Source organism: Streptomyces broussonetiae (assembly GCF_009796285.1).
In the GTDB taxonomy this organism is placed as follows: domain Bacteria; phylum Actinomycetota; class Actinomycetes; order Streptomycetales; family Streptomycetaceae; genus Streptomyces; species Streptomyces broussonetiae.
The window spans coordinates 5,257,835-5,283,869 of sequence record NZ_CP047020.1; the positions used below are offsets into that span (position 1 = coordinate 5,257,835).

Genomic DNA, 26,035 nt, shown 5'->3' on the forward strand with positions numbered 1-26,035 from the left:
ATGCGATGCGGCCGGGCCGGCTGGGCGGGATGGCGCACGCCCGGTAAATGACTCGCAATAAGAGTAAAGGGAGGGTGTGACTTTTCGGGGCAAATGACCTAATCAATGCCTCACATGAGTGAAGTAATCATTTGATCAGCTTGTCGTACTAATTCCTTCTCGGTCCCATGCGACTTTGGGCGCTGCCGGAGCAAGCCCGGCACATCGCCAGAAAACGGCCCTCGTCAGCGTTTACCCGAGAGAAGGAAGAAGGTGGGCGGAACATGACCGCCACCCAGCGGATCGCCGTCGGCGTCGTGGCCGCCGCGGCCTGCGCCTCGTCACTCGCCGGTTGCGCGACCGGCTCCCACGGCTCGAAGGAAGGGGCGTCGCCCGGCGCGCAGAAGGGGGCGGCGGCACCACCACCCCACAGCGTGGTCCGGCTGATCGGCGACGGATCGACCGCGTACACCGGCGCGCAGCCGCATCTGGCCCGGCCGGAGCGGCTCGAGCCCGGCCAGAAGCCACCCCAGTTCGTCGTCTTCTCCTGGGACGGCGCGGGCGAGGACAGCCAGAAGCTGTTCTCGCACTTCCGCAAGGTCGCCAAGGAGAACCGTGCGACCATGACGTACTTCCTCAGCGGCGTGTACATGTTGCCGGAGGACAAGCGCGACCTCTACAGGCCCCCGCAGCACTCGCCGGGCCGTTCCGACATCGGCTTCAACAAGCCGCAGGGAATCGCCGACACCGTCAAACAGGCGAGGCTGGCCTGGCTGGAGGGCAATGAGATCGGCACCCACTTCAACGGCCACTTCTGCGGTCCCGACGGCGGGGTCGGCACCTGGTCGGTGGACGAGTGGAAGAGCGAGATCGCCCAGGCCAAGCAGTTCGTGAAGACCTGGAAGACCAACACCGGCATGACGACGGCGGCCCCGCTGCCCTTCGACTACGACAAGGAGCTGATCGGCGCCCGCACCCCCTGCCTGGAAGGGCAGGCGAACTTCACCAGGGCGGCCCGGCAGTTGGGCTTCCGCTACGACTCCAGCGGGGTCGACAACCAGGTGTGGCCCAAGAAGAAGGAGGGGCTGTGGGATCTGTCCATGCAACTGGTCCCCTTTCCCGGCCACACCTATGAGCAGTTGACCATGGACTACAACTTCATGGTCAACCAGTCGGGCACCAAGACCCAGGGCGACCCGGACAAGTTCGACTACTGGGGCGACCAGATGCGTGACGGGCTCGTCAAGGGCTTCTACCGGGCCTACGACGGCAACCGCGCGCCGCTGATCATCGGCAACCACTTCGAGTCCTGGAACGGCGGCACGTACATGCGCGCCGTCGAGGACACGGTGAAGGAGGTGTGCAACAAGCCCGACGTGCGCTGTGTGTCCTTCCACCAGCTGGCCGACTGGCTGGATGCGCAGAACCCGAAGACCCTCGAGAAGCTGCGCACCCTGGCGGTGGGCGAGGCGCCCCGGCAGGGCTGGGCGTCCTTCCTCTCCGGGCGTCCCGCTCCGGCGCCCAAGGGGGTGCCCGGGGCGCCGGCGGTCAGGCAGTAGGCGTCAAGCGGCAGGAGTCGGGCGGGCGTCGTCGCCGCGCACGGTCAGACGGGAGCCGTCACGTCCGCACCGACGTCCTCGCCGAGCACGAAGGAGGGGTCGACCTGTGCCGCCAGGTCGGCCCCGGTGCGTTCGTTGCCCCAGGCCTCGGCGTTCTTCAGGTGGAAGTGCACCATCTGGCGGGTGTAGCGCTCCCGGTCCCGCCGCTCGTACGTGGCATCGGCGGTGGTCCTAAGGGTGTGCAGGGCGCGGGCGTTGGCCTCCTCCAGGAGATCGAACCGGGGCGGGCGGCCCTTCTCCATGGCGCGCACCCAGTCCGAGCGCCCGACCGTCACGAGCAGGTCGTCCCCGACCTCCGCGCGCAGGAAGTCGATGTCGTCCTGTTCCTGGATCTTGTTGCCGACGACCTTCAGGGCGACGCCGAAGTCGCGGGCGTACTCCTTGTACTGGCGGTAGACGGAGACCCCCTTCCGGGTCGGCTCGGCGACGAGGAACGTCATGTCGAAGCGGGTGAACATGCCGGAGGCGAAGGAGTCCGAACCCGCCGTCATGTCGACCACGACGTACTCGTCGGGGCCGTCGACGAGGTGGTTCAGGAACAGCTCCACCGCTCCCGTCTTGGAGTGGTAGCAGGCGACCCCCAGGTCGGCGTCCGTGAAGGGGCCGGTGACCATCAAACGGACGGCGCCGCCGTCGAGTTCCACCGGGCGGGCACAGGCGTCGTAGACCGGGTTCGGCTCCCGGACCCGGACCAGGCGTGAGCCCTCGCCGGGCGGGGTTGTTTTGATCATCTCGGCGGCGGAGTGGATGCGCGGGTTGGTGCCGCGCAGATGGTCCTTGATCAGTGGCAGTCGCTCGCCCATGGCGGGCAGCGCGGTCGCCTCCGCCTCGTCGAGGCCGAGCGCCGGGCCGAGGTGCTGGTTGATGTCCGCGTCGATGGCGACCACGGGGGCGCCGGCAGCCGCGAGGTGACGGATGAAGAGGGAGGAGAGCGTGGTCTTGCCACTGCCGCCCTTCCCGACGAAAGCAATTTTCATGTTCACCAACGGTAGTCGGGTGATAGCTGTATGTGTCAGTGGGGAGGAAGGAAGACCACTCCTTCGAGGGGTGGGCCGATCGGGTCCGAGGTGAGGGCCGATCGGGCGGGGCGCGCAGCCGCTCGGGGGGAGGCGGTCCGGCGGCAGGTGGGCGCGTAGTGTCGTACTCATGAGTACGACAGGCGCGACCGCCGATCCGCTCGCGGCCCTGGGCTCACTGCCCGGCGTGGCCGAGTCCGTGGAGTCCGTGCGCAAGGCCGTGGACCGGGTCTACGGACACCGGATCATGCGGCGCCGCAGCACCGAGATCACCGCCGAGGCGGCCCTGCGCGGCGCCCGCGGCTCCGCGGCGCTGTCCGGAGCCGACTGGGCCCTGGAGGAGGTGCGCCGGCGCACCGACTTCAGCGGTGACGCCGAGGCCCGGGTGGTGGGTGGCGCGCTGCGCCTGTCGGCCGAGGCGGGACAGCTGCTGTCCATCTGGCGGCAGTCGCCGCTGCGGGTGCTGGCCCGGCTGCACCTGATCGCCGCGGCGGGCGACGGTGACGAGGTCGGCAGGCCGCGCCAGACGGGCGAGGCGGTGGACGAGCCGCTGATCGAGCTGCCGCTGCCGGACGCCGCGGAGGTCTCCGGGCGGCTGGAGGGGCTCGCGGACCTGGTCATCGCCGGGACGTCCGCGCCCGCGCTGGTGACGGCCGCCGTGATGCACGGCGAACTGCTCGCACTGCGCCCCTTCGTGTCCCACAACGGCCTGGTCGCGCGCGCGGCCGAGCGCATCGTCCTGATCGGCAGCGGCCTGGACCCGAAGGCGGTCTGCCCGGCCGAGGTCGGATACGCCGAATTGGGCCGCGCCACTTACCTGGCGGCGCTGGACGGATACATATCCGGCACCCCCGAGGGCATGGCGGCCTGGATCGCCCACTGCGGCAAGGCGGTCGAGCTGGGCGTGCGCGAGTCGACGGCCGTGTGCGAGGCGCTCCAGCGCGGCGCGGCCTGAGCCGGCGATCCGGCGCGAACGCGCCGGGACAAGAGTTGCGGCGGTACGAGTACTCGTACCGCCGCTGGCATGCTCACCCGGTTACCAAGCGTCCTCGATATGTGCCCATCAGGTCGGGAGCTTTGCCCGTCACCTGGTGCTGCTGGCCCGTAATCGACGGGTCGACGTCGCGTGGGTGCCCGGCGTTCATGCGGGGGTCCGTGGGGCCGACTGCGTAGTGGTAGGTGATCCTCTCGGATGTCCTTTGGTCTCGCGGGCCTGAGTTCTTTCTACCGCGAGCCGGGGTGAAGCGGAACCCCTGCCTGCACTTCTTTACTTTCAGGTTCAAACAGGGGTGAAACGGGCGCGACTTCAGGCCGTGCTCCGGCGCCGGTTGGTGTACCAGACGAGGCCTGCGGTCGCGGCCGCCGCTCCTATGGCCGCCGCGGCGACCAAGGCGGGGCGGGGCGGGACGGGGAGTGCGGGCAGTCGCTTCTTGAGCGGGACCGGCCGGCGGAACTCCAGAACCGGCCACCCGCGCGCGAGTGCCTCGCGGCGCAGTGCCCGGTCCGGGTTGACCGCGTGCGGGCGCCCGACCGTCCTGAGCATCGGCACATCGGTCGCCGAGTCGCTGTAGGCGTAGCAGCGCTCGAGGTCGTAGCCCTCGGATGCGGCCAGCTCGCGGATCGCCTCGGCCTTGGTCGGGCCGTAGGCGTAGTACTCCACCTCCCCGGTGAAGCAGCCGTCCTCGCCGACGACCATGCGCGTGGCCACCACCCGGTCCGCGCCCAGCAGTTCGCCGATCGGCTCGACCACCTCGGCGCCCGAGGTCGACACGATCACCACGTCCCGCCCGGCCGTGTGGTGCTCCTCGATGAGGGAGGCGGCCTCGTCGTAGATGATCGGGTCGATCAGGTCGTGCAGGGTCTCGGCGACGATCTCCCGCACCTGCTGGACGTTCCAGCCGCGGCACATCGCGGACAGATACTCGCGCATGCGCTCCATCTGGTCGTGATCCAGGCCGCCGGCCAGGAAGACGAACTGGGCATATGCGGTACGCAGTGCGGCCCTGCGGTTGATCAGCCCGCCTTGGTAGAAGGACTTGCTGAAGGTGAGCGTGCTCGACTTCGCAATGACCGTCTTGTCCAGGTCAAAGAAGGCTGCTGCGCGAGGCAAGGAGTGGTTTTCCACGCCCCTGAGCATAGGCGCCCACCATTCGGCGTAAGGTGGGGCGCGTGGGTTTGCCTGAGAGGGCTCTCGGGTACACCATGGAAGTCACGGATCGTTCGCGACCGTGCTAACCCGGTCCGACTCCTCCCCCCCCGAGTCGGCCGTGGGGACGACCCCCGCTCTCCCCCCCGGCGGGGGTCGTCGCATGTCCGGGTGGGTTTTCGGTCATCCTCCATTCCTTTCCGCGACCGTGCGGCCCGTGTGGTGCCGCGGCGGGCCTTCCTTTCGCATGCCCGTGATCCGTTACTCACGGTGATGGTGGCGCTGCTCTGTGGAAGTCGCACAGGGATCGGTACAGACGTCACTGGTATGGGTGACGGAGATATTCACAGGGGGGCGAGTTGTCCACAGTTTTCGACCAAGATCCACTTTATTTCGCGGATCGCTGCACCGTGATTCCTGCGCGCTTCGGCCGGGGCGAGTTCATGGCCGGTTCCGATTGCCGGAGCGCGTATGGCCGGTTTCTGTCGGCTGTTCACAGGAGGGCCGCTTGCCGGTTCTCCACGTTCGGGAATCGCGGGGCCGACGGGGCTGCGCGGCCCACGCAGCGAAGGGGGAACACCCGTGACCGGAACTCTCACCCACGACCCGCCACCCGGTGCGCCGGACCGGCCGGGCAGGCCGCTCATCGTCACCGAGGACCCCGACCTCCTCGACGACCTGTTGCGCCTGTGCGCGGCCGCCGGTGTCACGCCCGAGGTCCACCACGGCGTACCGGACCACGGCGACGCCTGGGACACGGCCCCGCTCGTGCTGGTCGGGGACGACGCCGCCCGGCGGGTCGGCACGGCCGCGCGCCGGCGCGCAGTGGTGCTGGTCGGCCGTGACCAGGACGACTCGGGGGTGTGGAAGCGAGCCGTCCGGATCGGCGCCGACCACGTCCTGATGCTGCCCGACGGTGAGCAGTGGCTGGTCGACCGCATCGCCGACGTCGCCGAGGGAGTCGGGCGCCCCGCCCTCACCGTCGGGGTGATCGGCGGCCGGGGCGGGGCCGGTGCCTCCACGCTCGCGTGTGCCCTCGCCGTCACCTCCGCGCGCGAGGGCCTGCGCACCCTCCTCGTCGACGCCGACCCGCTCGGCGGCGGACTCGACGTACTCCTCGGTGGCGAGAGCGCCGAAGGGCTGCGCTGGCCCGCGTTCGCCGCCTCCCGCGGCCGGGTCGGCGGCGGCGCGCTGGAGGAGTCGCTGCCGGAACTGCACGCGCTGCGCGTGCTCAGCTGGGACCGCGGCGACTGCGTCGCCGTCCCGCACCAGGCGGTGCGTGCGGTGCTCGCCGCCGCCCGGCGCCGCGGCGGCACGGTCGTGGTCGACCTGCCCCGCCGCCTCGACGACGGCGTCGCCGAAGCCCTCGCCCAGCTGGACCTGGCCCTCCTCGTGGTCCCCGCGGAACTGCGGGCGGTCGCGGCCGCCGGGCGGGTGGCGTCCGCCGTCGGCATGGTCGTGCGCGATGTGCGCGTGGCCGTCCGCGGGCCGTACGCGCCCGGTCTGGACGGCAGGGAGGTGGCCCGGCTGCTCGGCCTGCCGCTGGCCGGAGAGGTGCCGGTCGAGCCGGCGCTGCTGCGCCCCCAGGGTGGCGCGAAACCACCCGGCGCTGCCGGCCGCGGCCCGCTCGCCCGCTTCTGCGCGGCCTTCTGGGAGCGCGCGCTGGTCGAGGCCGGAGGCGCCCGATGACACTTCCCGGACTCGACCGGGCCGACGGCGCCGCCCTGCTCGACGGTGTCCGGCGCCGGCTTGCCGAGAGCGGCGCAGAACCCACCCCCGCGCGCGTGGCCCAGGCCCTGCGCGAACAGGGCCGGGTGCTCGGCGACGCAGAAGTCCTCGGCGCCGCCGCCCACCTGAGGAGCGAACTGGTCGGCAGCGGGCCCCTGGAGCCGCTGCTCGCCGACCCGGACGTCACCGACGTCCTGGTCTCCGCCCCGGACCGGGTGTGGGTCGACCGCGGCGGCGGCCTGGAGCTGACGCCGGTGGCATTCCCCGACCCGGCCGCGGTACGACGCCTCGCGCAACGGCTGGCCGCCGTGGCCGGACGGCGCCTGGACGACGCCCGTCCATGGGCGGACGCCCGGCTGCCCGACGGTACCCGGCTGCACGCGGTACTGCCGCCGGTCGCCGTCGGCTGCACCTGCCTGTCCCTGCGGGTCGTACGGCCCCGGGCGTTCACCCTGGAGGAGCTGGTCGCGGCCGGTACGGTGCCGCCCGGCGGCGACCGGATCCTACGGGCGCTGCTGGCGGCCCGGCTGTCCTTTCTCGTCAGCGGCGGCACCGGAAGCGGCAAGACGACCCTGCTCAGCGCCCTGCTGGGCCTGGTCGGCGCGGACGAGCGGATCGTGCTCGCCGAGGACTCGGCCGAGCTGCGCCCCGACCACCCGCACGTCGTCCGGCTGGAGACCCGCCCCGCCAACCAGGAGGGCGCGGGCCTGGTCACCCTGGAGGACCTCGTCCGGCAGGCACTGCGGATGCGGCCCGACCGGCTCGTCGTCGGAGAGGTGCGCGGACCCGAGGTCGTACATCTGCTGGCGGCCCTCAACACGGGTCACCAGGGCGGCTGTTGCACGGCCCATGCCAACGCCGCCGCGGACGTCCCGGCCCGGCTGGAGGCGCTGGCCACGGCCGCGGGGCTCGATCGGGCCGCGCTGCACAGCCAGTTGGCGGCCGCGCTCTCCGTGGTGCTGCATCTCGTGCGGGACCGGTCCGGACGGCGCCGGATCGCCGAGGTGCATGTGCTGGAGCGGGACGCCACGGGGCTGGTGCGGACTGTCCCGGCCCTGCGCTGGGGCGAGCGGGCCTTCGTACGGGAGCGGGGCTGGGAGCGGCTGCGGCACCTCCTGGAGGCCGCGGGCGAGTTCGGGGAGGACTGAGAAGAATGACGGAAGTGACCGGCGAGACGTCCACGGCGGCCGCCCTGGTGTGTCTCGGCGCGCTGGTCTGGCTCATGGGCGGGCGGCACTACGGGATGCGGCGGGCACGGTTGCTGCTCGCGGGCGGCGGAGTCGTGGCGACCGGGCCGCCGGTGTGGGAGCAGGTGCACGCGGAGCTACGGCGGCTGCACGGCCGGTTCGGGGCCGAGTGGTGGGCGCTCGTGGCCGGGCTGCTGCTCGCGCTGCTGGGCGCCTCGGTGATTCCGGTCGTCGCGGGAGCGGCCGGGGTGCCGGTGCTGCGCCGGGTGCGGCTGGCCCGGCAGGCCGGGAGGACCCGGGAGCGACGCGCCGACGCGGTGATCACCCTGTGCGGGACCCTCGCCGGAGAGGTGCGCGCCGGACGGCAGCCGGGCGAGGCGCTGCTGCGGGCCGCGCGCGACTCCGGCGGGCTCGGCGACGCCCGGGCGGCCGTGGTCGCGGCGGCCCGGTTCGGCGGGGACGTGCCCGGCGCACTCGCCGTGGCGGCCCGGCAGCCGGGCGCAGAGGGCCTGCTCGGGCTGGCCGCGTGCTGGCGGGTGGCCGTGGACCAGGGGGCAGGGCTCGCGGCCGGCCTGGACCGGCTGGACGTGGCCCTGCGGGCCGAGCGGGACCAGCGGGCCGACCTGTGCGCCCAGTTGGCGGGAGCCCGGGCGACCGCGGTGCTCCTCGCCGTACTGCCCGCCCTCGGCCTGCTCCTGGGCGCGGGCATGGGCGCCCACCCGCTCGACGTCCTGCTGCACACCGGCCCCGGACTCGCCTGCCTGGTGGTCGGCACGGCGTTCGAGGCGGCCGGGCTGGCGTGGGCGGCCCGGATCGTACGGGTAGCGGAGGCGGTGTGAGCGCGGGAGCGGGTGAGGGCGGGAGCGGAGTGCGGATCGCGGATCAAGGAGGGCAGGCGGTATGAGCGGGGAAACTGTCCACAGGGTGGGGACGGCCACGGTCTCGGTGCTGGGGGTCGGCTGGGCGGTGTGGCGGCTGGCCCTGGTCCGGGGGCGCCGCCGGGCGCGGCGGCGGGTGGCCGGGCTGCTGGGGCTGGACGTGGTGCGGACCGGGCCGTCGTTCGGGATCGCGGGCGCGGTGCAGCGCTGGCTGCCGCCGGCCGGGGCGGTGTGCGGGGTGTGGGTGCTGGTCGGCGGTGCCACCGGGGCACTGCTGGGACTGGGCGTCGGCGTCGGGTTGTGGCGGTGGCGGAGCCGGCACGCGGCGGCGGCCGGGCCGGCGCAGGCGGAGGACACGGTCGCAGCCGCACGCCAACTCCCGCTCGCCGCCGACCTGCTGGCCGCCTGTGTCGCGGCCGGAGCCGGCCCGGTGGTCGCCGCCCAGGCGGTGGGGGAGGCGCTCGGCGGACCGGTCGGGAAGGCGCTGGCGCGGGGTGCGGCAGAGGTCCGGCTCGGTGGTGAACCGGCCGATGCCTGGCGCCGGTTGGCCGCACTGCCCGACGCCAGGGCGCTGGCGCGGCTGCTGGAGCGGGCCGACGAGTCCGGGCTGCCGGCGGCCGGCCCGGCCGCCCGCCTCGCCTCGGACGCACGCGCGCGGTGGTCCCGCACGGCGACGGCCCGGGCCCGGCGCGCCGCCGTACTGATCTCCGCGCCCGTCGGCCTGTGCTTCCTGCCGGCGTTCATCGCGGTCGGTGTGCTTCCGGTCGTGATCGGACTCGCGGGCGGGGCGTTGGGAGGGGGGTGAGGCATACGGGGCGAACGGGACCGAGCGGGCGCACACGGGCACGAACGACATGACACAGAAGGCCGGAACCTCACGGGGGTCGGAATGAACGGAAAGATCAGGGAAACGGCGGTACGGCTGCGGGAGAGGTGCCGGCAGGACGCCGGCATGGTGACGTCCGAGTACGCGATGGGGATCATCGTTATCTTGGGTTCCTGAATGACGTCAGGCATGTAAGGCAAGTGGGGTAGTTCTGTACTTGCCTGAACGGTATCCAAGGGGAGTTAGGCACGTTGGCTACGTCTGCTGTCCTCTACTGGCACTACCGGGCTGAGCGGGCCATATCGGGGGACGGGTCTACGTACTGGGTGGTGGTCAACGACGCCTTCGAGCTTCACACCGAGGCGTGCGCCTGGCTGGCAGGGCGCAAGGACCGTGCGTACAACACCCAGCGCACGTACGCGGGCCGGATCGCCCTGTACCTGTCGTACTGCACCGAGTATGCGGTCGACTGGAGCTGCCCCAGCCTGGCCCAACTGATGGCGATGATGCGGTGGTTGGTCGATGAGCCGCTGCCGCCGAAGGGGCGTCGCCCGGCTGCTGAGCCGCGCTTTCGTGACAAGGGCACGGCGAACAAGATCATGGGCACGGTCGGGGAGTTCCTGACGTGGTCCGCGCTTCAGGGCTGGGTGCCGCAGACCGTGGTGAGCCAGCTCGTGCAGCCGAAGTTCCTGCACTACACCCCGCCTGGGTTCGATCCGGGTGAGGACGGCCAGCACCGCGCGATCCAGGCCCGGAGGATCAAGTACCGCGTCGCGGTGCCGGGTTACGAGTGGCTGTCTGACGACCAGATCGAGAAGGTCCTCGACTGCACGACGCACGCCCGCGACCGGTTCCTGGTGGCCCTGCTGGCGGTCACCGGGATGCGGATCGGCGAGGGGCTGGGGCTGCGGCGCGAGGACATGCACTTCCTGCCCGACTCCACCTCGCTGGGCTGCCGCATCGACGGGCCGCACGTCCATGTGCGGCGTCGGCTGAACAGCAACAACGCGTATGCCAAGTCGCACTACCCGCGGTGGATTCCGGTGGAGGCCGAGACCGTGGAGCTGTATGCCGCCTACCGCTACGAACGTGACGCGGTACCGGAGGCGGAGGGCTGCGACATGGTGTTCGTGAACCTGTTCCGCGCCCCGCTGGGCGAGCCGATGAAGTATCCCAGCACGTATGAGCTGTTCAAGCGGCTCGCGGCCCGCGCCGGGTTCCGTGCCCGCCCGCACATGCTGCGGCATTCGGCGATCACCCGGTGGCTGCGCTCCGGGGTGGCCCGTGACGTGGCCCAGAACATGGCCGGGCACCAGTCGCCGCAGTCGATGGACCCCTACACCCACGCAACCGACCAGGACAAACGCGACGCCGTGAAGCTGGTGGCCGCCAAGAGGAAGGAAGCCCGTCAGTGACGGTGTCCGGCAACGTCGTCCCGCTCCACCAGCCCCGCAGGGACGACGGCCAGGCGGCGGACGGTCTGCCGCTGAAGGTCCTGACCGAGTGGACGGCCTGGCTGCGCGAGCGGATCGAGCCGGCCTGGCGGCCCGGTGAATGGGACGGGGAGGCCCGTTTGTTCAGCGGCGACGTCGACCACGCGGGTACGGCCGTCTACCGGTGCGATGTGGCTGCCTGTGACGCGCTCACCCGCACCCGCCGGGGCCTGTGTCCCACCTGCGAGAAGGCCCACCGCGACGGCAGCCTGGGGCTGAAGGAGTTCAAGGCTGTTTACGTGCCGGACCGTAACCGGGTGATCTCCGGTGAGCGGGCCGACTGCCGCGTGACGGGGTGCCCGCGGGACTCGGTCCTGTGGGGCCTGTGCAACGCGCACGGCACGCTGCGGCACAGGGACCTGCAGCGTGACCCCGACTCCGGACTTCAGGCGTGGATCGAGCGGCAGACGCCGTATCCGCCGTCGCCTGCATGCCGGGTGGCGGGCTGCCGCTACGACGCGCGGGCCACCTGGGGGCTGTGCGGCGTGCACCACAACCGCTGGAAGAAGGCCACGGCCGCTTCCCGGGGACAGCGGTCCGCCCCGACGCCGGCGTGGCTGGACCGGCAGGCGCCGTTCCTGAACGTCCACCAGTTCTCTCTGGCCCCACTGCATCCGGTGGCCCGGTTGGAGATGCTGTACGCGCTGCAGCAGCGCGACGAGCGCGGTCAGAAGATCGACCCCGTGGCCGTGCGCCAGGCCGTCTCGCACCTCGCGGGGAAGGCCGAATCCATCGCCATCGCGACGAACGACCAGTTGCCGGGCGGGATGCAGGCGAACGTGGACGCGCTGGTGCGCGAGACGCACCGCATCCTGCGCTTGGCGTTCGACCGCTTCGAGGGCGTCGATCCGGCCGGCCGGGACGTGCTGGACCTGTCCGAACTCGGCGTCAAGAGCCTGCGCGGGGGCACCACCCAGCGGCCGGGCGGCCTGGACGTGACGGACATCCGCCAGCCGTGGCTCAGGCAGATCCTGGTCACCTGGATCGCCGAGAACAAGCCGAACACCACCGAGACCCGCAGGGGCCTGCGGGCGTGCGAGGCCGCCTCCCGGGCCCTCGATGTCCGGCCCGGCGGCGGCATGGACCCCTCGGCGCTGGTCTTCGCCGACATGAACGCCGTGGTCGACACCTTCCGCGTGCTGCCCAAGCTGGACGGCGGGGCCATGTCGAGCAAGCAGCGCGGAGCCCTGCTGTCGTTCTTCTTCAAGATCCTCGACTACAACCGGGCCGCAGGGCACCTGGACGGCATGTCTGCGAGCTTCGCCCGGCACTCCAGCCACGTCATCAAGAGCGAGGAGATCGACGAGGACGACGTCGGCAAGGCCCTACCCGAGTCCGTCATCGCTCAACTCGACGGCTATGTGGAACTGTTGGGGCAGGGGATGACGCACGGGAAGATGACGCCCGAGCAGGTGGGTGCCATGGCCCGTGCGGTCTACGAGCTGCTGCGGGACACCGGACGGCGCCCCTACGAGATCGCCGAGTTGCGGACGGACTGCCTCGAATACGCCGACGGGGAATGGCTGCTGATCTGGGACAACCGCAAGGGACGCCGTCTGAACCGGCGCCTGGAGATCGAGCGTGACACCGTTCAGACCATCCGCACGTGGCTGGCTGTGCGCGACACACTCGACCTGCCCACGGGCAGCGAGACGTTCCTGTTCCCGCCGGCCGGGGAGAACGGCAAGATCCGCCACCTGGCGCCCGAGCAGATCGCACCGATCATCCGCAAATGGGCCGACAGTGTCCCCGTCCTGCTGTCCGAGGAGTTCGACGGGAACGGCGACCGGCTGCCGTTCGACCGCTCGCTGATCTACCCGTACGTCTTCCGTCACTCGTTCTGCCAGCGCTACGCGGACGCCGGGGTGCGCATCGAGGTGCTGCGGGAGCTGATGGACCACAAATCGATGCAAACCACCCAGCGGTACTACAAGATCAGTCACAAGCGGAAGCGGGAGGCGGTCAACGTGATGCGTCTGCACACCGTCGACCGCAGGGGCAAGTCGGCACCGATGGCGTCCGCTACCGCGTACGAGGCCCGCTCGGTTGCGGTGGTGTTCGGCAACTGTACCGAACCCTCCAACGTCAAGGCGGGCGGGAAGGCATGCCCGATCCGTTTCCAGTGCGCCGCTTGTCCCTTCTACCGGCCTGACCCGTCCTATCTGCCTGTCATCGAGGACCACATCCGCTCGCTGAAGGCCGACAAGGAGATGGCGGTCATGATGGAGGCGGACGAGTTCGTGGTGAGGAACCTGGACGACCAGATCACGGCTTTCAAGGGAACCGTCGAGACACTTCGGAAGCTGATGGACGCCATGGGACAGGACGAGCGGGACGAGGTAGAGGAGGCATCGGCCGTCTTGCGCAAGGTGCGGGCCGTCCAGGGCCACGGCTCGGTCTCCCTGGGCATGCCCGGCCTGCCCGGCCAGCGGGGCGGGAGCACGGCATGAGCGAGGCCAAGCGGACCCCCGGCGACATCCTGCGCGAGACCCGCAAGAAGGACAGCCGGACCAAGCGGACCAGAGTGCTGGCCACGGTGGACGCGATGAAGGCCAGGGGTGAGACGGTCACCTTCCTCGCCGTCGCCCGCGCCGCCGACGTGTCCAGGTGGCTCGTCTACGCCGAAGGCGTCCGCGAGCACATCGAGGCTGCCATGAAGAGCCAGACCAAGGCCGAGCGCCGCACGAAGCAGGCCGGCCGGGACGCCTCCGCGGCGAGTCTGGCCACCGATCTGGCCCTGGTCCGCGAGGAGAACAAGGCCCTGCGTGAGGAGCGTGACCGTCTGAAGAAGGCCGTCCAGCGCTCGCTGGGCGCCCAGTTGGACCAGGTCGGGACCAAGGAGCTGACCGCGCGGGTCAACGAACTGCTGGCGGCCGTGGAACGGATCACCCTGGAACGCGACGAGATACGTGCCGAACGCGACGACCTCAAGCGCAAACTCACCGAGACGGAGGACGACCTGGCCGCCGCCCGGACCGCGGGCAAGGAGATGTTCAAGCGGATCAACCGCACCTGACCCGGCGCGAGGTGAGGCGGTCCGGCGGCGACAGCCGCCGGGCACACCGGGGTCAGGCCGGGGCGGCGGACGGGCCGCCCGAGGTCAACTCGGCGATCTGGGCCTCCAGATCCGCGATCCGCTCGGCCTGGCGCCGCATCGTTCCCTGATTCTGGACGACCTTGCTGCCCAGCCTCTCCACGCCGCTAAAGGTCCGGATGCCGCCTTCGGCGGCATCCGCCATCTGCCCGAACGCTTCCCGGTCGAGACTGTTGGGGTTGTGGGCCTCGAACGAGCATGCACGGTGCATGTCGCCCATGTAGGCCACCGCTTTGCGGCAGGCGAGCAACGCATCCCGGGCGCCGAACTCGTCGCCCTGCCCGGACTTGTGGAAGCGTGTCACCCTCGCACCGCGCTTGAGCGGGTCGCGGGAGGTCATGAACTGCTCCAGCCGGTGCCCGAGCACGTGGGCGGCGGCCCGAGCCTTCGGCACTGCACGCCGCAGCCGGCCATCGGGGATGCCGGTGCCGCGGGAGATGTCTGCGTAGGACAGTTCACGGCCTGTGTTGGGTCCGAGCCACAGCAGGACGTCGATGGCGTCCTGTTCCAGCTGGGAGGGGGTGTCGTTGTCGTGTTTGGGGCTCACCGGAGCTTCTTCTCACTCTCGTCCAGGAACGCTTGCAGAGCGTCGTCGTTCAGCGCCGTGTAAGGGCCGGCAGTCAGGTCGCGGATGAAGGCGATGGCCGCTTCGGAGGCGGTGCACAGGTCGGTGATGGCCCGGGTGCGGTCGCCGGTGAACTGCACCTGATGGCGCTGCAGCAACGACAGCGTCCGCAGCGTGGCCAGGCGGACCTCGGTCATCTCGGTGAAGACCTGCAGGGCCACGTCGGGTTCGGACGCCTCCCGCGACGCGGTGCGAACTGCCCGCTCGACTTCCGCGGCTTCCTCCTCATGGGCCCGACGGCCCGGGAGGGCTTGGTCCACATCGCGCTCGCGGTCGTCTTCCCTGGCCGCCTGGCGGGCTGCGACACGGTCTTCGAGGTCCGCTCGTGCCTCGCGCCGTTCGAACTCCGCCAGCGCCTCCTGGGCTGCGGCACGAGTGGTGGCGTCGGCCAGGATCGCCGTCTTCAGCGCCTTCGGCTGCTGAGCCACGTAGACCGGGGAGCCCGGCTTGATTCCGGCTCGTTCGGCTTCCTGCTCGATCGCCTGCCGTCGCTCGCCGTTGTTCATACGGGCCTCGTAGCTGCGGTAGTAGCCGTGCTCGCCGAAGAACGGGACTTCCTCCTCGTCCGGCAGATCGACGTGGCGGCCGGGTTCCAGCTCGTCGATCGAGGGAACACGCTTGTCGGCCGCCGCCCGCTTCCATGCCTCGTGGAAGGCCATGACGCGCTTGTGGCTGGTGTGCGATCGGCGGGCGAACTCTCGCGCGCTGATACGCCGGAAAACGGTTCGGTCGAACCGTTTCGTGGACTCCTGTTCGAATCCAACGCCGTGGCCTTCGTCGGGCTTGACGCGGCGGGCGATCAGGAGTGCTCGGGCCCAGCCGCCTTTGCGGTCATGGGTGGCGAACTCCTCGATATCGGCGTTGAGGCGGTCCTCGCCATCGTCTGCAGCCGGCTCCATCACACACCCACCAGATCGCGGGTCTGGGTGTGGCTGCCAGCGCCAGCCGTCTGGGCGTCGAGGACCCTGACCCTGATCCACTTGGCGAGGACTTCCAGGGTCCCCAGAGCTTCTTTGCAGGCGATCATCTGTTCGTCGGTGAAGGCGAGCGAGGCGGACGGCGGGTAGCGGCTCATGAAAGCGGCTCCCTGGTCACTGAGCCGCACCAGGTCCCGGGCCGCGGCTGCGGCCTTGTCGGACCTCCCTCCACCGCAGTCCGGGCCGCGGGTCTCGCGGTCCCGGCGACGCTTGTCGTCCATGACCCGCTTGAGGGCGTCGTGGACCTCCGCCCTCTTCTCCACCAGGTCCCGAAGAGCCTGGTCACGCTCCTGGGGCGGCAGGGAGTCGAGATAGTCGGCCAGGGTCGTGCCGCTGGAGGGGTCCAGCAGGTCCCGCAAAGCCGGCTCCACCCCCAGGGCGCGGCGGTACTGGGGCACGCTGACGCGGCCGGCGCCCGCCTTACGCGCTTCCTTCAGCAGCGAGCGGAGCATGCCGTAGCCCTCGTCGTACGGCTTGCCGGACGGCGCCAGGCGGGCCCCCTCGCGAAGCGCGCTGTAACTGACGTGGACGCCGCTGTCGGCCACGGACTGCCGCACGGGCGGGGTGCACATCCGGGCGGTGTGGCGATACTCGCGAGCGGTGCGTGGGTTCAGGCTGATCTCGTCGCAGTACCGGTCGAAGGCGCCGTCCTGGCCCGGGATTGTGACGGACAGCAGTTTGTCGCCGATCACCAGCCGGTTCTCCCGGCCGTTGTCCATCAGCCGGCGCCCCTCGCGCACGTCCTGCTCTGTGTAGCTCATACGGATTCCTCATAGAACCGATAAGACGAGCGCACAGAGTAATCGGATGAACGCACACTGTTTGATCTTCGAGGCGGCTGTTATGTCTGCCGAGTTGACGCGTTCCTGTGCTGAGCAGCGTGGCTGTACCGTCAAGTGGCGGCCAGGGAGCACTCGCGCCGGTGAATGAGGCCGTACGTCAGCCCGTGCCGACGAGTCCTCAGTAGCCGTTGATGTTGTGCGAAAGATGCTGCTGGTGATGCGGCCCGGTCCAGTAAAAGTCGATCCTTGCTTCGGCCTGCGGGGAGCAACTACGCGACAGCGCGGGCGGTCGTAGACGGCCGTCTCGGGGACGCAAGCCCCTCGGCGCCGTCAGGCCCGAGCTCCCGTTCTGACCTCAGAACCGCTTGGGACCTGCATGCCCCCCACGGGCTGCACGCAAGGGGTGGGGCTAGGGCGGCCCACCCCGGACCCGCGAGATGCGGACACACGGTGGCCCCGGGATGGGGCGAAGCCGAAATGGTGTTGTCGGTCAAGCTGAGGCAAGCTCTTGCAGGGTGTCTACGGCGAGGTGGCGTGCCACGTTGGTTGCCTTACAGTCTCGGAGGCTGTCGAGCATCAGGAAATCGTGCAGCATTCCCTCGACGCGCAACGCGGTGACGTCAACGCCTGCTTCACGCATGCGTGCTGCGTAGGCCTCTCCCTCGTCCCGCAGAACGTCGGCTTCGTCAGTGATGACGAGGGTGGGTGGCAGGTCTCTGAGCTGGTCCAGGCTGGCGTGAAGCGGTGATACCCAGGGGTCCTGTCGCTGACTGACATCGGGTGCGTACTGGTCCCAGAACCACATCATGCCTGCGCGTGTCAGGTAGTAGCCGTCCTGAAACTGCAGGTAAGAGGCGGTGTCGAAGTTGGCGTCAGTGACGGGGTAGAGCAAGATCTGGCGTTTGACCTGTACGTCGCCACGTTCTTGTGCCATCAGAGCGAACACGGCCGCCATGTCGCCACCCACAGAGTCGCCGCACACCGCCAGGCGAGAGGCGTCTAGGCCATACTCTGCGCCGTGCTGGGTGATCCATTTTCCGACCGCGTAGTTCTGTTCGATCTGCGTCGGATACTTGGCTTCGGGAGCCCGGTCGTAGACCGGGAAGACGCACGCCACACCTGCGCCGGTGGCGAGTTCGCGCACAAGGCGGTCATGCGTGTTCTCGTCCCCCAACACCCAGCCGGCACCGTGGATGTACAGCATGACAGGGAGCATGCCGCTGGCTCCGGCCGGCCTGATGATGCGTGTACGGACCTGACCGTACTCGCCAGCGTCGACCGTCACCCATTGCTCATCGATGTCCGGCTTGGCCACTCCTTCTCCCGTTTGAAGGCCGGCAAGGATGTCGCGACCCTGGGCCGGCGGTACCTCGTGGATTTGGGGGTGCCCGGAGGTGGCGTCAGCCAGTTCTTGAGCCGCAGGCTCAAGAAACGGGGTCGGGGGGTTGGGGAGATCCACCATGGGGAGACCTACCTCTCTCGATATAGGTTCGGGCTGACCCGCCAAAATAGTCCATTCGGGTGAAAACCTACTTACATGCCCTCATGGCTGGGTCTTCCGCGCAACCCGGGTGCCCCTTGCTCAAGCGATGGCTACCGGCGAGTCGGCCGTGCCCCGGCAGGATTCGAACCTGCGACACCGCCCTGAGACCGCCAACACGGCCCCCGACAGGCACGCCTCCAGGCCGCCGACACGGACAGTGCACACATACCCTTTGATCGGATATTTCGCCTCTATCCAAGAAGGAGTGATTTACCCCGTGGTAGCAACATTTACCCTGTTGACTGCTGGTTACGACCCGCTTGCCCCGCGGAATGTCGGTCGCGACGGCCGCGATCAACCATGGCACGTCGCCTCCACCGTCGCCTTGCTGCGCGACGGAGACGCGATCGTCGTCGTCGACCCCGGCATGGTCGCCGACCGCAAGTTGATCCTCGACCCGCTCACCGCCGCGGGCGTGACACCGGGGCAGGCCACGGACGTGGTCTTCAGCCACCATCACCCTGACCACACCGTCAACGCCGCCCTCTTCCCCAACGCCCGCTGTCACGACTTCTGGGCCATCTACTACAACGACATCTGGACCGTCCGGCCCGCCGACGGCTTCCAGATCTCCTCCTCTATCCGACTCATCGAAACTCCTGGACACAGCCCTCAGGACATCACGACCATCGCCGAGACAGATGAAGGAACCATTGCCCTCACCCACATGTGGTGGCACACCGACGGCCCCGCCGAGGACCCCTTCGCCAGTGATCCCGACGCCCTGCGCATCAACCGCCGCAAGATCCTCGACTTGCAACCGGCATTGATCGTTCCCGGCCACGGAGTCCCCTTCGCACCCAGCGAAAACACGCCTGTTTAGGGCACTTGGCGCGGCAGGCGTCCTTGATGACCCCGCTGTGCACATTCCGTTAGCTCGCACTCCCGGGACCGCCACGGATCATGCGGCCTCTCACACAGGCGCACGGCAGGATCAGACCGATCGATGGCGCTTCGTCACCTGCACAGCCAAGGTAGCCAGTCAGCCTCAACCTCGTACTTGCCTCATGTGCCTTACACGCTTGTACGCCAGCTACCAGCAGGATCGCTTGACAACCCTAGATAACGGTGGCGGCCGTCGGATTCGCGTTGCTGCTCTACGAGGTCGTCACCAGCGGCCAGGTCCGGGCGGAGCTGCAGGCCATCGTGAAGAAGGCCCTCAGTGCGCGGATGTGAGGGGGACGCGGACCGGGGGTTCGTGACCGCGGAGGCGGCCGTGGTGCTCTGTGTGCTGGTGGCGTTCACGATGGCGCTGGCCGGGGCGCTGCTCGTGGTGGCGGCACAGATCCAGTGCGTGGACGCTGCCCGCGCGGGCGCCCGGGCCGCCGCCCGGCAGGACCCGGCCGACGCGGTGGTGACGGTGACCCGGGAGGCGGCCCCGCCCGGGGCCCGCGTGAGCGTGGAGCGCGAGGACGGCCAGGTCCGGGTGACGGTGGTGGCCGGACTGCAGGTGCTGCGCGGGTTGCCCCTGGAAGTCCGGGAGCAGGCCGTGGCGTCGGCCGAGGAAACGGTGGGAGCGCGGGAGGAGGGGCCGTGAGAGGGCAGGAGCAGGGCAGAGGACAGGGGTCTTCCGGGGCCCGGCCGTGCTGCGACCGGGACCGGGGATCCGCCACCGTGTGGAGCCTCGGGGCGATCGCGCTGCTGTGTGCGGTGTTCGGCGCGGTGCTCGCGCTGGGGCACGCCGTCGTCGTCCGGCACCGCGCGGCCGGCGGCGCCGATCTGGCCGCGCTCGCGGCGGCGGACCACTGGGCCGAGGGCGCTGCGGCGGCCTGTGCCCGGGCCGAGCGGGTGGCGGCGGCCCAGGACGTACGGCTGGTGCGGTGCGCGCTCGTGGGCGAGATCTCGGACGTGACGGCGGCTTCGGGAAGAGGGCCGTTCGCGGCGCGGGTCAGGGCGAGAGCGGGCCCTGCGGGGCCGTTGCCGGATCCTCCTTCGCCCCGTACCCGGGCTGCTCCTGCGGCGCCCCTCGCAGCAGCACCGTGAGGAGCCGTACGGCCCCCCGCTTGTGCAACGGGTCGTTGCCGTTGCCGCACTTGGGGGACTGGATGCAGGACGGGCAGCCGGCCTCGCACTCGCAGGAGGCGATGGCCTCGCGGGTGGCGGCGAGCCAGCTGCGGGCGGTGCGGAAGGCGCGCTCGGCGAAGCCCGCGCCGCCCGGGTGGCCGTCGTAGACGAAGACCGTCGGAAGGAGGGTGTCGGGATGCAGGGGCACGGAGACGCCGCCGATGTCCCAGCGGTCGCACGTGGCGAACAGGGGCAGCATGCCGATGGAGGCGTGTTCGGCGGCGTGCAGGGAGCCGCCGAGGATCTCCGGGTTGATCCGGGCCTCGTCCAGCTGGTCGTCCGTGACCGTCCACCACACCGCGCGCGTGCGCAGCGTACGGGGAGGGAGGTCGAGTCTCGTCTCGCCGAGCACTTCGCCGGTGATGAGGCGTCTGCGCAGGTAGGAGACCACCTGGTTGGTGACCTCGACCGAGCCGTAGCACAGGCGGCCGGTGCCCCACGGGATCTCGGTGTCCGTCTCCAGGACGGAGATCGAGGTGGTGTCGCGGGCCACCGTGGAGTACGGCGGGTCGGCCTGCTCGACCAGGGCGACCGAGTCCTCCAGGTCCAGCCGGCGCACCAGATAGGTGCGGCCCTGGTGGAGGTGGACCGCGCCCTCGTGGACCGCGGAGTGTGCGGCGCCCGCGTCGACCGTGCCCAGCAGGCGGCCGGTGCCGGACTCGACGACCTGCACGGGGCGGCCGCCCTCGCCGCGGATGTCGGTCAGGTCGGCGGCCCGCTCCCGGCGTGTCCAGTGCCAGGCCTTGGTGCGCCGGCGCAGCAGTTTCGCGGCCTCCAGCTGCGGCAGCACGTCCGCGCAGGCGGGACCGAACAGGTCCATGTCCTGCTCGGTCAGCGGGAGTTCCGCGGCGGCGGCGCACAGGTGCGGGGCGAGGACGTAGGGGTTGTCGGGGTCGAGGACCGTCGACTCCACCGGTTGGTCGAACAGGGCCTCCGGATGGTGCACGAGAAAGGTGTCCAGCGGGTCGTCGCGGGCCACCAGCACGGCCAGTGCGCCCTGGCCGGAGCGGCCCGCACGGCCCGCCTGCTGCCACAGGGACGCGCGCGTGCCCGGATAGCCGGCGATCACCACCGCGTCGAGGCCGGAGACGTCCACACCCAGCTCCAGGGCCGTCGTGGCGGCCAGCCCGAGGAGTTCGCCGGAGTGCAGGGCGCGTTCCAGGGCGCGCCGCTCCTCGGGGAGGTAGCCGCCCCGGTAGGCCGCGACCCGCCGGGCCAGGGAGCGGTCGACCTCGGCCAGTCGCTCCTGGGCGATCACCGAGATCAGCTCGGCGCCGCGCCGGGACCGCACGAAGGCCACCGAGCGAACGCCCTGCACGGTCAGGTCGGTCAGCAGGTCGGCGGTCTCGGCGGTGGCGGTACGCCGTACGGGGGCGCCCCGCTCGCCGTGCAGCTCGGTGAGCGGGGGTTCCCACAGGGCGAAGACGAGTTCCCCGCGCGGGGAGGCGTCGTCGGCGACCTCGACCACGGGCAGACCCGTCAGCCGGCGGGCGGCGACGGCCGGTTCGGCGGCGGTCGCCGAGGCGAGCAGGAAGACGGGCGAGGCGCCGTAGCGGGCGCACAGGCGGCGCAGGCGGCGCAGCACCTGGGCGACGTGCGAGCCGAAGACGCCCCGGTAGGTGTGGCATTCGTCGATGACGACGTACTTGAGCGCCTTCAGGAAGGAGGACCAGCGCGGGTGGGAGGGGAGTATCCCGCGGTGCAGCATGTCGGGGTTGGTCAGGACGTAGTTGGCGTACTGGCGGATCCACTCCCGTTCCTCGAACGGGGTGTCGCCGTCGTACACGGCGGGGCGTACGGCGTTGCCAAGGGGTTGTGAAAGTTCCTTCACCGACCGGCACTGATCCGCCGCGAGTGCCTTGGTGGGGGCCAGGTACAGGGCGGTGGCCCCGCGGCCGTTCGGGGCCTCGGAGCCGTCCAGGAGGGTGGACAGGACGGGCACGAGGTACGCGAGGGACTTGCCGGAGGCGGTGCCGGTGGCCACGACCACCGATGCGCCGTCCAGGGCGTGCTCGGCGGCCAGCGCCTGGTGCGCCCAGGGGTGCTCGATGCCCGCCTCCTGCACAGCCGCGATCACCTCGGACCGAATCCGGTCAGGCCAGACGGCATGGCGGCCCACGCGCGGGGGCAAGTGCTCCGTATGAGTGATGCGCGCAGCCCGGCTCGGCCCCGAGGCGAGCCGGTCCAGGACCACGCCCGGAGACGGGCGGGACGCCGGGTCCGCCGGGGATCGATCGGATCGGTGATTCTTGGCCATCGGCACCGAGTGTGTCACTGGCGTGACGGACAATGGAGCCAAGGCGTCGTGCACGCCTGCCGGTAAGTGATTGAATGCCATCGCGGCTGGCGAAGCGCCCCGGGGGCCGCAAGCCGAGGTGCCCGAGGGGCGACCGCTCGATAGCAAGGTGCTGGAGGATCCGTGGACCTGTCTCTGTCGACCGAGACCGTCGGCGATCGCACGATCGTCAAGGTCGGTGGCGAAATCGATGTATACACCGCGCCCAAGCTGCGCGAGCAGCTGGTCGAGCTGGTGAACGACGGCAATTTCCACCTCGTCGTCGACATGGAGGGCGTGGACTTCCTCGACTCCACCGGTCTCGGCGTGCTGGTCGGCGGCCTGAAGCGGGTGCGTGCCCACGAGGGCTCGCTGCGCCTGGTCTGCAACCAGGAGCGCATTCTCAAGATCTTCCGCATTACCGGCCTCACCAAGGTGTTCCCGATCCACGCCTCGGTCGAGGAAGCGGTGGCGGCCACCGACTGACCCGGACCGGTCACCGGTGCCGGGCCCTCGTGGGCCCGTGCGCCGGTCGGTCCCCGTCCCGGGCCGGCGGCGGCCCGGGGCATCGAAGTACACCAGGGGGCGCGGGCGCTCGGCGGCCCGGCCCTCCACCGCACGCCCGTAGTCGCGAGGGGGATGCATGGCCACCGTCGAACTCCGCTTCAGCGCGCTGCCCGAGCACGTCCGGACCGCCCGGTTGGTGGCGGCCGCGGTGGCACGCAGGGCCGGAGTGGACGAGGCCGTCCTGGACGAGGTCCGGCTCGCCGTCGGCGAGGCCTGTTCCCGTGCCGTGGGGCTGCACCAGAGCATCGGTATCTCGGCGCCGGTGAAGGTGGCGCTGATCGAGGAGGAGAAACAGTTCTCCATCGAGGTGGGCGACGAGGCGCCGCACGCCGTCCCGGATGCGTCGGGCGCAGCGCCGGACGGTGAGGCGGAGGTCGAGGAGGACGAGATGGGCCTGGCGGTCATCAGCGGCCTCGTCGACGACGTGGAGGTCACCACCGGGCAGGACGGCGGCCTGATCCGCATGACCTGGCCGACCACACCCCCGTCGGCCGCGCTGCTCTGAACCGCCGCCGTTCGCGTTCACGCTTCCGAGGGCCCTGCCGAGCAGGGCCCTCGCTGCTTTTCCGGACCCCTCCGTGTCCCCTTCCAGGGCCGTCGAATTCGTGAAGGAATTCACGATCAAACCCTCGCCGATTCGATCAAGCGGCAATCCGGGGGCCAATGGGCCGAGGGCATTACTCCATTCGGGTGTCATGGCGGGATCTCGATCATTTGTTTCTGAGCCGGTGGAGGCTAATTCCGTTTACCGCGCTCTGTTGAGATCACTCCTGGGTACCTAGAATCCGTCCACATCTTGAGCTCAGCCCAAGCGTCAAGGAGGACGAATGGCGGGGCTTTCTACATCTCAGCCGGACCATCCCCTGTCCCTCGCAGCCGCGGTCCTGACCGATCACAACCGGATCCTCGTGGCCGTCATCGCGGTGGTCGCCCTGGCCGCGTTGGTGGTAGCGGCGGTCCTGGTGCGCCAGGTGCTGGCGGCGGGCGAGGGCACCGACAGCATGAAACAGATCGCCGAGGCGGTCCAGGAAGGCGCGAAGGCGTATCTCGCCCGGCAGTTGCGCACCCTCGGCGTATTCGCCGTCGTCGTCTTCTTCCTGCTCATGCTGCTGCCCGCGGACAACTGGAATCAGCGGGCGGGACGCTCGGTGTTCTTCCTGGTCGGTGCCGCCTTCTCGGCGGCCACCGGCTATATCGGCATGTGGCTCGCCGTGCGCAGCAATGTGCGGGTCGCCGCGGCCGCCCGGGAAGCCACACCGGCACCGGGCGAACCGGAAAAGGATCTCACCACCGTCTCGCACACCGCAATGAAGATCGCATTTCGCACGGGCGGCGTAGTCGGCATGTTCACGGTGGGGCTCGGCCTGCTGGGCGCCTCCTGCGTGGTGCTGGTGTACGCGGCCGACGCGCCGAAGGTGCTGGAGGGCTTCGGCCTCGGCGCCGCCCTGATCGCCATGTTCATGCGTGTGGGCGGCGGCATCTTCACGAAGGCCGCCGACGTCGGCGCCGACCTGGTCGGCAAGGTCGAGCAGGGCATTCCGGAGGACGATCCGCGCAATGCCGCGACCATCGCCGACAACGTGGGCGACAACGTCGGCGACTGCGCCGGCATGGCGGCCGACCTGTTCGAGTCGTACGCCGTGACGCTGGTGGCCGCACTGATCCTCGGCAAGGTCGCCTTCGGCAACTCCGGGCTGGCGTTCCCGCTGCTCGTGCCCGCCATCGGCGTCGTCACCGCGATGATCGGCATCTTCGCCGTCGCCCCGCGGCGCACCGACCGCAGTGGCATGAGCGCGATCAACCGTGGCTTCTTCATCTCCGCGGTGATCTCCCTCGTGCTGGTCGCGGTCGCGGTCTTCGTCTACCTGCCGTCGAAGTACTCCGGCCTGCACGGTGTGACGGACGCGGCGATCCGGGGCAAGGACGGCGATCCACGGATCCTCGCCCTCGTCGCGGTCGCCATCGGCATCCTGCTCGCCGCCGTCATCCAGCAGCTCACCGGCTACTTCACCGAGACCAACCGCCGTCCGGTGCGAGACATCGGCAAGACCTCCCTCACAGGCCCGGCAACCGTTGTCCTGTCCGGCATCTCGCTCGGCCTGGAGTCCGCCGTCTACACCGCGCTGCTCATCGGGCTCGGCGTGTACGGCGCGTTCCTGCTCGGCGGTACGTCGATCATGCTGGCGCTGTTCGCGGTCGCCCTCGCCGGCACCGGTCTGCTCACCACGGTCGGCGTGATCGTCGCCATGGACACCTTCGGTCCGGTCTCCGACAACGCCCAGGGCATCGCCGAGATGTCCGGGGACGTCGAGGGCGCGGGCGCGCAGGTGCTCACCAACCTGGACGCGGTCGGCAACACCACCAAGGCCATCACCAAGGGCATCGCCATCGCCACCGCCGTCCTCGCCGCGTCGGCGCTGTTCGGGTCGTACCGCGACGCGATCACCACCAACGTGCAGGCCGTCGGGACGAGGCTCACCGGGCCGGGCGCGCCGCTGAGCCTGTCGCTGGACATCTCGCAGCCCAACAACCTCGTCGGCCTCATCGCGGGCGCCGCGGTCGTCTTCCTCTTCTCCGGACTGGCCATCAACGCCGTGTCGCGCTCTGCCGGTTCGGTGGTGTTCGAGGTACGTCGGCAGTTCCGCGAGCGGCCCGGGATCATGGACTTCAGCGAGAAGCCCGAGTACGGCAAGGTCGTCGACATCTGTACGAGGGACGCCCTGCGGGAGCTGGCCACACCGGGGCTGCTCGCCGTGATGGCGCCCATCTTCGTCGGCTTCACGCTCGGCGTCGGTTCGCTCGGCTCCTACCTCGCCGGCGCGATCGGCGCGGGCACGCTGATGGCGGTGTTCCTCGCCAACTCCGGCGGTGCCTGGGACAACGCCAAGAAGCTGGTGGAGGACGGTCATCACGGCGGCAAGGGCAGTGAGGCCCACGCGGCCACGGTGATCGGAGACACGGTCGGTGACCCCTTCAAGGACACCGCGGGACCGGCGATCAACCCGCTGCTGAAGGTCATGAACCTGGTCTCGCTGCTCATCGCGCCCGCGGTGATCAAGTTCTCGTACGGCAGCGACAAGAACCTAGGCGTACGGATCCTGATCGCGGTCCTCGCACTCGCCGTGATCGTCGCCGCCGTGTACATCTCCAAGCGGCGCGGCATCGCCGTCGGCGACGACGAGAGCACCGAGCGGGTCGCCAACTCGGCCAATACGGCGGTGGTTTCGTAACCCTGC

The 26,035-nt window shown here is 70.3% G+C and carries 23 protein-coding genes; 16 read left to right on the forward strand and 7 right to left on the reverse strand.

Annotated elements, in window-relative coordinates:
* The first annotated feature begins 263 nt into the window (after positions 1-263).
* Positions 264-1,538: a polysaccharide deacetylase family protein gene (locus GQF42_RS24365; RefSeq protein WP_158923240.1), complete on the forward strand. Its 1,275-nt coding sequence runs from the start codon at positions 264-266 to the stop codon at positions 1,536-1,538.
* 44 nt (positions 1,539-1,582) lie between these two features.
* On the opposite strand, the gene GQF42_RS24370 is transcribed toward GQF42_RS24365, so the two are convergent.
* Positions 1,583-2,575 (reverse strand): ATP-binding protein, encoded by a 993-nt coding sequence (locus GQF42_RS24370; RefSeq protein ID WP_199272774.1) that lies wholly within the window; start codon positions 2,573-2,575, stop codon positions 1,583-1,585.
* Between the two features lie 169 nt (positions 2,576-2,744).
* On the opposite strand from GQF42_RS24370, the gene GQF42_RS24375 reads away from it, so the two are divergent.
* Positions 2,745-3,569, forward strand: a complete 825-nt coding sequence (locus GQF42_RS24375) for a Fic family protein (RefSeq protein WP_158923244.1) — start codon at positions 2,745-2,747, stop codon at positions 3,567-3,569.
* A 351-nt stretch (positions 3,570-3,920) separates the two neighbouring features.
* Here GQF42_RS24375 and GQF42_RS24380 read toward each other — a convergent pair whose 3' ends face one another.
* Positions 3,921-4,751, reverse strand: coding sequence for an HAD family hydrolase (locus GQF42_RS24380; RefSeq protein ID WP_158923246.1), 831 nt, complete (start codon positions 4,749-4,751; stop codon positions 3,921-3,923).
* 591 nt (positions 4,752-5,342) lie between these two features.
* On the opposite strand from GQF42_RS24380, the gene ssd reads away from it, so the two are divergent.
* The 7 genes from ssd to GQF42_RS24420 all read left to right on the forward strand — a co-directional run bounded on the left by ssd (position 5,343) and on the right by GQF42_RS24420 (position 13,888).
* The gene (ssd, locus tag GQF42_RS24385; protein ID WP_158923248.1) at positions 5,343-6,449 is read left to right on the forward strand and encodes a septum site-determining protein Ssd; all 1,107 of its coding nucleotides are present in this window, start codon (positions 5,343-5,345) and stop codon (positions 6,447-6,449) included.
* Positions 6,446-7,636 carry a TadA family conjugal transfer-associated ATPase gene (locus tag GQF42_RS24390; protein ID WP_158923250.1) on the forward strand — a complete coding sequence of 397 codons (1,191 nt, stop codon included), beginning with the start codon at positions 6,446-6,448 and terminating at the stop codon, positions 7,634-7,636. The genes ssd and GQF42_RS24390 overlap by 4 nt, the downstream gene beginning before the upstream one ends.
* Before the next feature lie 5 nt (positions 7,637-7,641).
* Positions 7,642-8,514 carry a type II secretion system F family protein gene (locus GQF42_RS24395; protein ID WP_199272775.1) on the forward strand — a complete coding sequence of 291 codons (873 nt, stop codon included), beginning with the start codon at positions 7,642-7,644 and terminating at the stop codon, positions 8,512-8,514.
* A gap of 61 nt (positions 8,515-8,575) precedes the next feature.
* Positions 8,576-9,358, forward strand: a complete 783-nt coding sequence (locus tag GQF42_RS24400; RefSeq protein WP_199272776.1) for a type II secretion system F family protein — start codon at positions 8,576-8,578, stop codon at positions 9,356-9,358.
* Between the two features lie 395 nt (positions 9,359-9,753).
* The gene (locus GQF42_RS24410) at positions 9,754-10,794 is read left to right on the forward strand and encodes a tyrosine-type recombinase/integrase (RefSeq protein WP_199273092.1); all 1,041 of its coding nucleotides are present in this window, start codon (positions 9,754-9,756) and stop codon (positions 10,792-10,794) included.
* On the forward strand, positions 10,791-13,322 hold the full coding sequence (locus tag GQF42_RS24415; protein ID WP_158923254.1) for a tyrosine-type recombinase/integrase: 2,532 nt from the start codon (positions 10,791-10,793) through the stop codon (positions 13,320-13,322). The genes GQF42_RS24410 and GQF42_RS24415 overlap by 4 nt, the downstream gene beginning before the upstream one ends.
* Positions 13,319-13,888: a DUF6262 family protein gene (locus GQF42_RS24420; RefSeq protein WP_158923256.1), complete on the forward strand. Its 570-nt coding sequence runs from the start codon at positions 13,319-13,321 to the stop codon at positions 13,886-13,888. Before GQF42_RS24415 ends, GQF42_RS24420 begins: the two co-directional genes overlap by 4 nt.
* Before the next feature lie 52 nt (positions 13,889-13,940).
* Here the strand turns inward: GQF42_RS24420 and GQF42_RS24425 are convergent, their stop codons facing one another.
* From GQF42_RS24425 to GQF42_RS24440, 4 genes are all read right to left on the reverse strand, one after another.
* Positions 13,941-14,513: a hypothetical protein gene (locus tag GQF42_RS24425; protein WP_158923258.1), complete on the reverse strand. Its 573-nt coding sequence runs from the start codon at positions 14,511-14,513 to the stop codon at positions 13,941-13,943.
* Positions 14,510-15,490, reverse strand: a complete 981-nt coding sequence (locus GQF42_RS24430; protein WP_158930521.1) for a hypothetical protein — start codon at positions 15,488-15,490, stop codon at positions 14,510-14,512. Before GQF42_RS24430 ends, GQF42_RS24425 begins: the two co-directional genes overlap by 4 nt.
* Entirely contained in the window at positions 15,490-16,329 is an 840-nt protein-coding gene (locus tag GQF42_RS24435; protein ID WP_158923260.1) for a hypothetical protein, read from the reverse strand. Before GQF42_RS24435 ends, GQF42_RS24430 begins: the two co-directional genes overlap by 1 nt.
* Positions 16,330-16,840: 511 nt before the next feature.
* On the reverse strand, positions 16,841-17,812 hold the full coding sequence (locus GQF42_RS24440; protein ID WP_158923262.1) for an alpha/beta hydrolase: 972 nt from the start codon (positions 17,810-17,812) through the stop codon (positions 16,841-16,843).
* A gap of 253 nt (positions 17,813-18,065) precedes the next feature.
* Between GQF42_RS24440 and GQF42_RS24445 the strand changes: the two genes are divergently transcribed.
* The 4 genes from GQF42_RS24445 to GQF42_RS24460 all read left to right on the forward strand — a co-directional run bounded on the left by GQF42_RS24445 (position 18,066) and on the right by GQF42_RS24460 (position 19,876).
* Positions 18,066-18,716, forward strand: coding sequence for an MBL fold metallo-hydrolase (locus GQF42_RS24445; protein ID WP_233273447.1), 651 nt, complete (start codon positions 18,066-18,068; stop codon positions 18,714-18,716).
* 245 nt (positions 18,717-18,961) lie between these two features.
* On the forward strand, positions 18,962-19,069 hold the full coding sequence (locus tag GQF42_RS24450; RefSeq protein WP_233273448.1) for a DUF4244 domain-containing protein: 108 nt from the start codon (positions 18,962-18,964) through the stop codon (positions 19,067-19,069).
* Positions 19,070-19,091: 22 nt separating this feature from the next.
* The gene (locus GQF42_RS24455) at positions 19,092-19,430 is read left to right on the forward strand and encodes a TadE family type IV pilus minor pilin (RefSeq protein ID WP_158930525.1); all 339 of its coding nucleotides are present in this window, start codon (positions 19,092-19,094) and stop codon (positions 19,428-19,430) included.
* The gene (locus GQF42_RS24460) at positions 19,427-19,876 is read left to right on the forward strand and encodes an Rv3654c family TadE-like protein (protein ID WP_158923266.1); all 450 of its coding nucleotides are present in this window, start codon (positions 19,427-19,429) and stop codon (positions 19,874-19,876) included. Before GQF42_RS24455 ends, GQF42_RS24460 begins: the two co-directional genes overlap by 4 nt.
* Here the strand turns inward: GQF42_RS24460 and GQF42_RS24465 are convergent.
* Positions 19,782-22,295 carry a DEAD/DEAH box helicase gene (locus tag GQF42_RS24465; RefSeq protein WP_158923268.1) on the reverse strand — a complete coding sequence of 838 codons (2,514 nt, stop codon included), beginning with the start codon at positions 22,293-22,295 and terminating at the stop codon, positions 19,782-19,784. The two genes, GQF42_RS24460 and GQF42_RS24465, sit on opposite strands and share 95 nt — an antisense overlap.
* Positions 22,296-22,376: 81 nt before the next feature.
* Here GQF42_RS24465 and bldG point away from each other — a divergent pair, with 81 nt between their 5' ends.
* The 3 genes from bldG to GQF42_RS24480 all read left to right on the forward strand — a co-directional run bounded on the left by bldG (position 22,377) and on the right by GQF42_RS24480 (position 26,029).
* Positions 22,377-22,718 carry an anti-sigma factor antagonist BldG gene (bldG, locus tag GQF42_RS24470; protein WP_158923270.1) on the forward strand — a complete coding sequence of 114 codons (342 nt, stop codon included), beginning with the start codon at positions 22,377-22,379 and terminating at the stop codon, positions 22,716-22,718.
* A gap of 157 nt (positions 22,719-22,875) precedes the next feature.
* Positions 22,876-23,304, forward strand: a complete 429-nt coding sequence (locus GQF42_RS24475; RefSeq protein WP_158923272.1) for an ATP-binding protein — start codon at positions 22,876-22,878, stop codon at positions 23,302-23,304.
* 322 nt (positions 23,305-23,626) lie between these two features.
* A complete protein-coding gene (locus tag GQF42_RS24480) occupies positions 23,627-26,029 on the forward strand; it encodes a sodium-translocating pyrophosphatase (protein WP_158923274.1) in 2,403 nt (800 codons plus the stop codon).
* Positions 26,030-26,035: the final 6 nt, after the last annotated feature.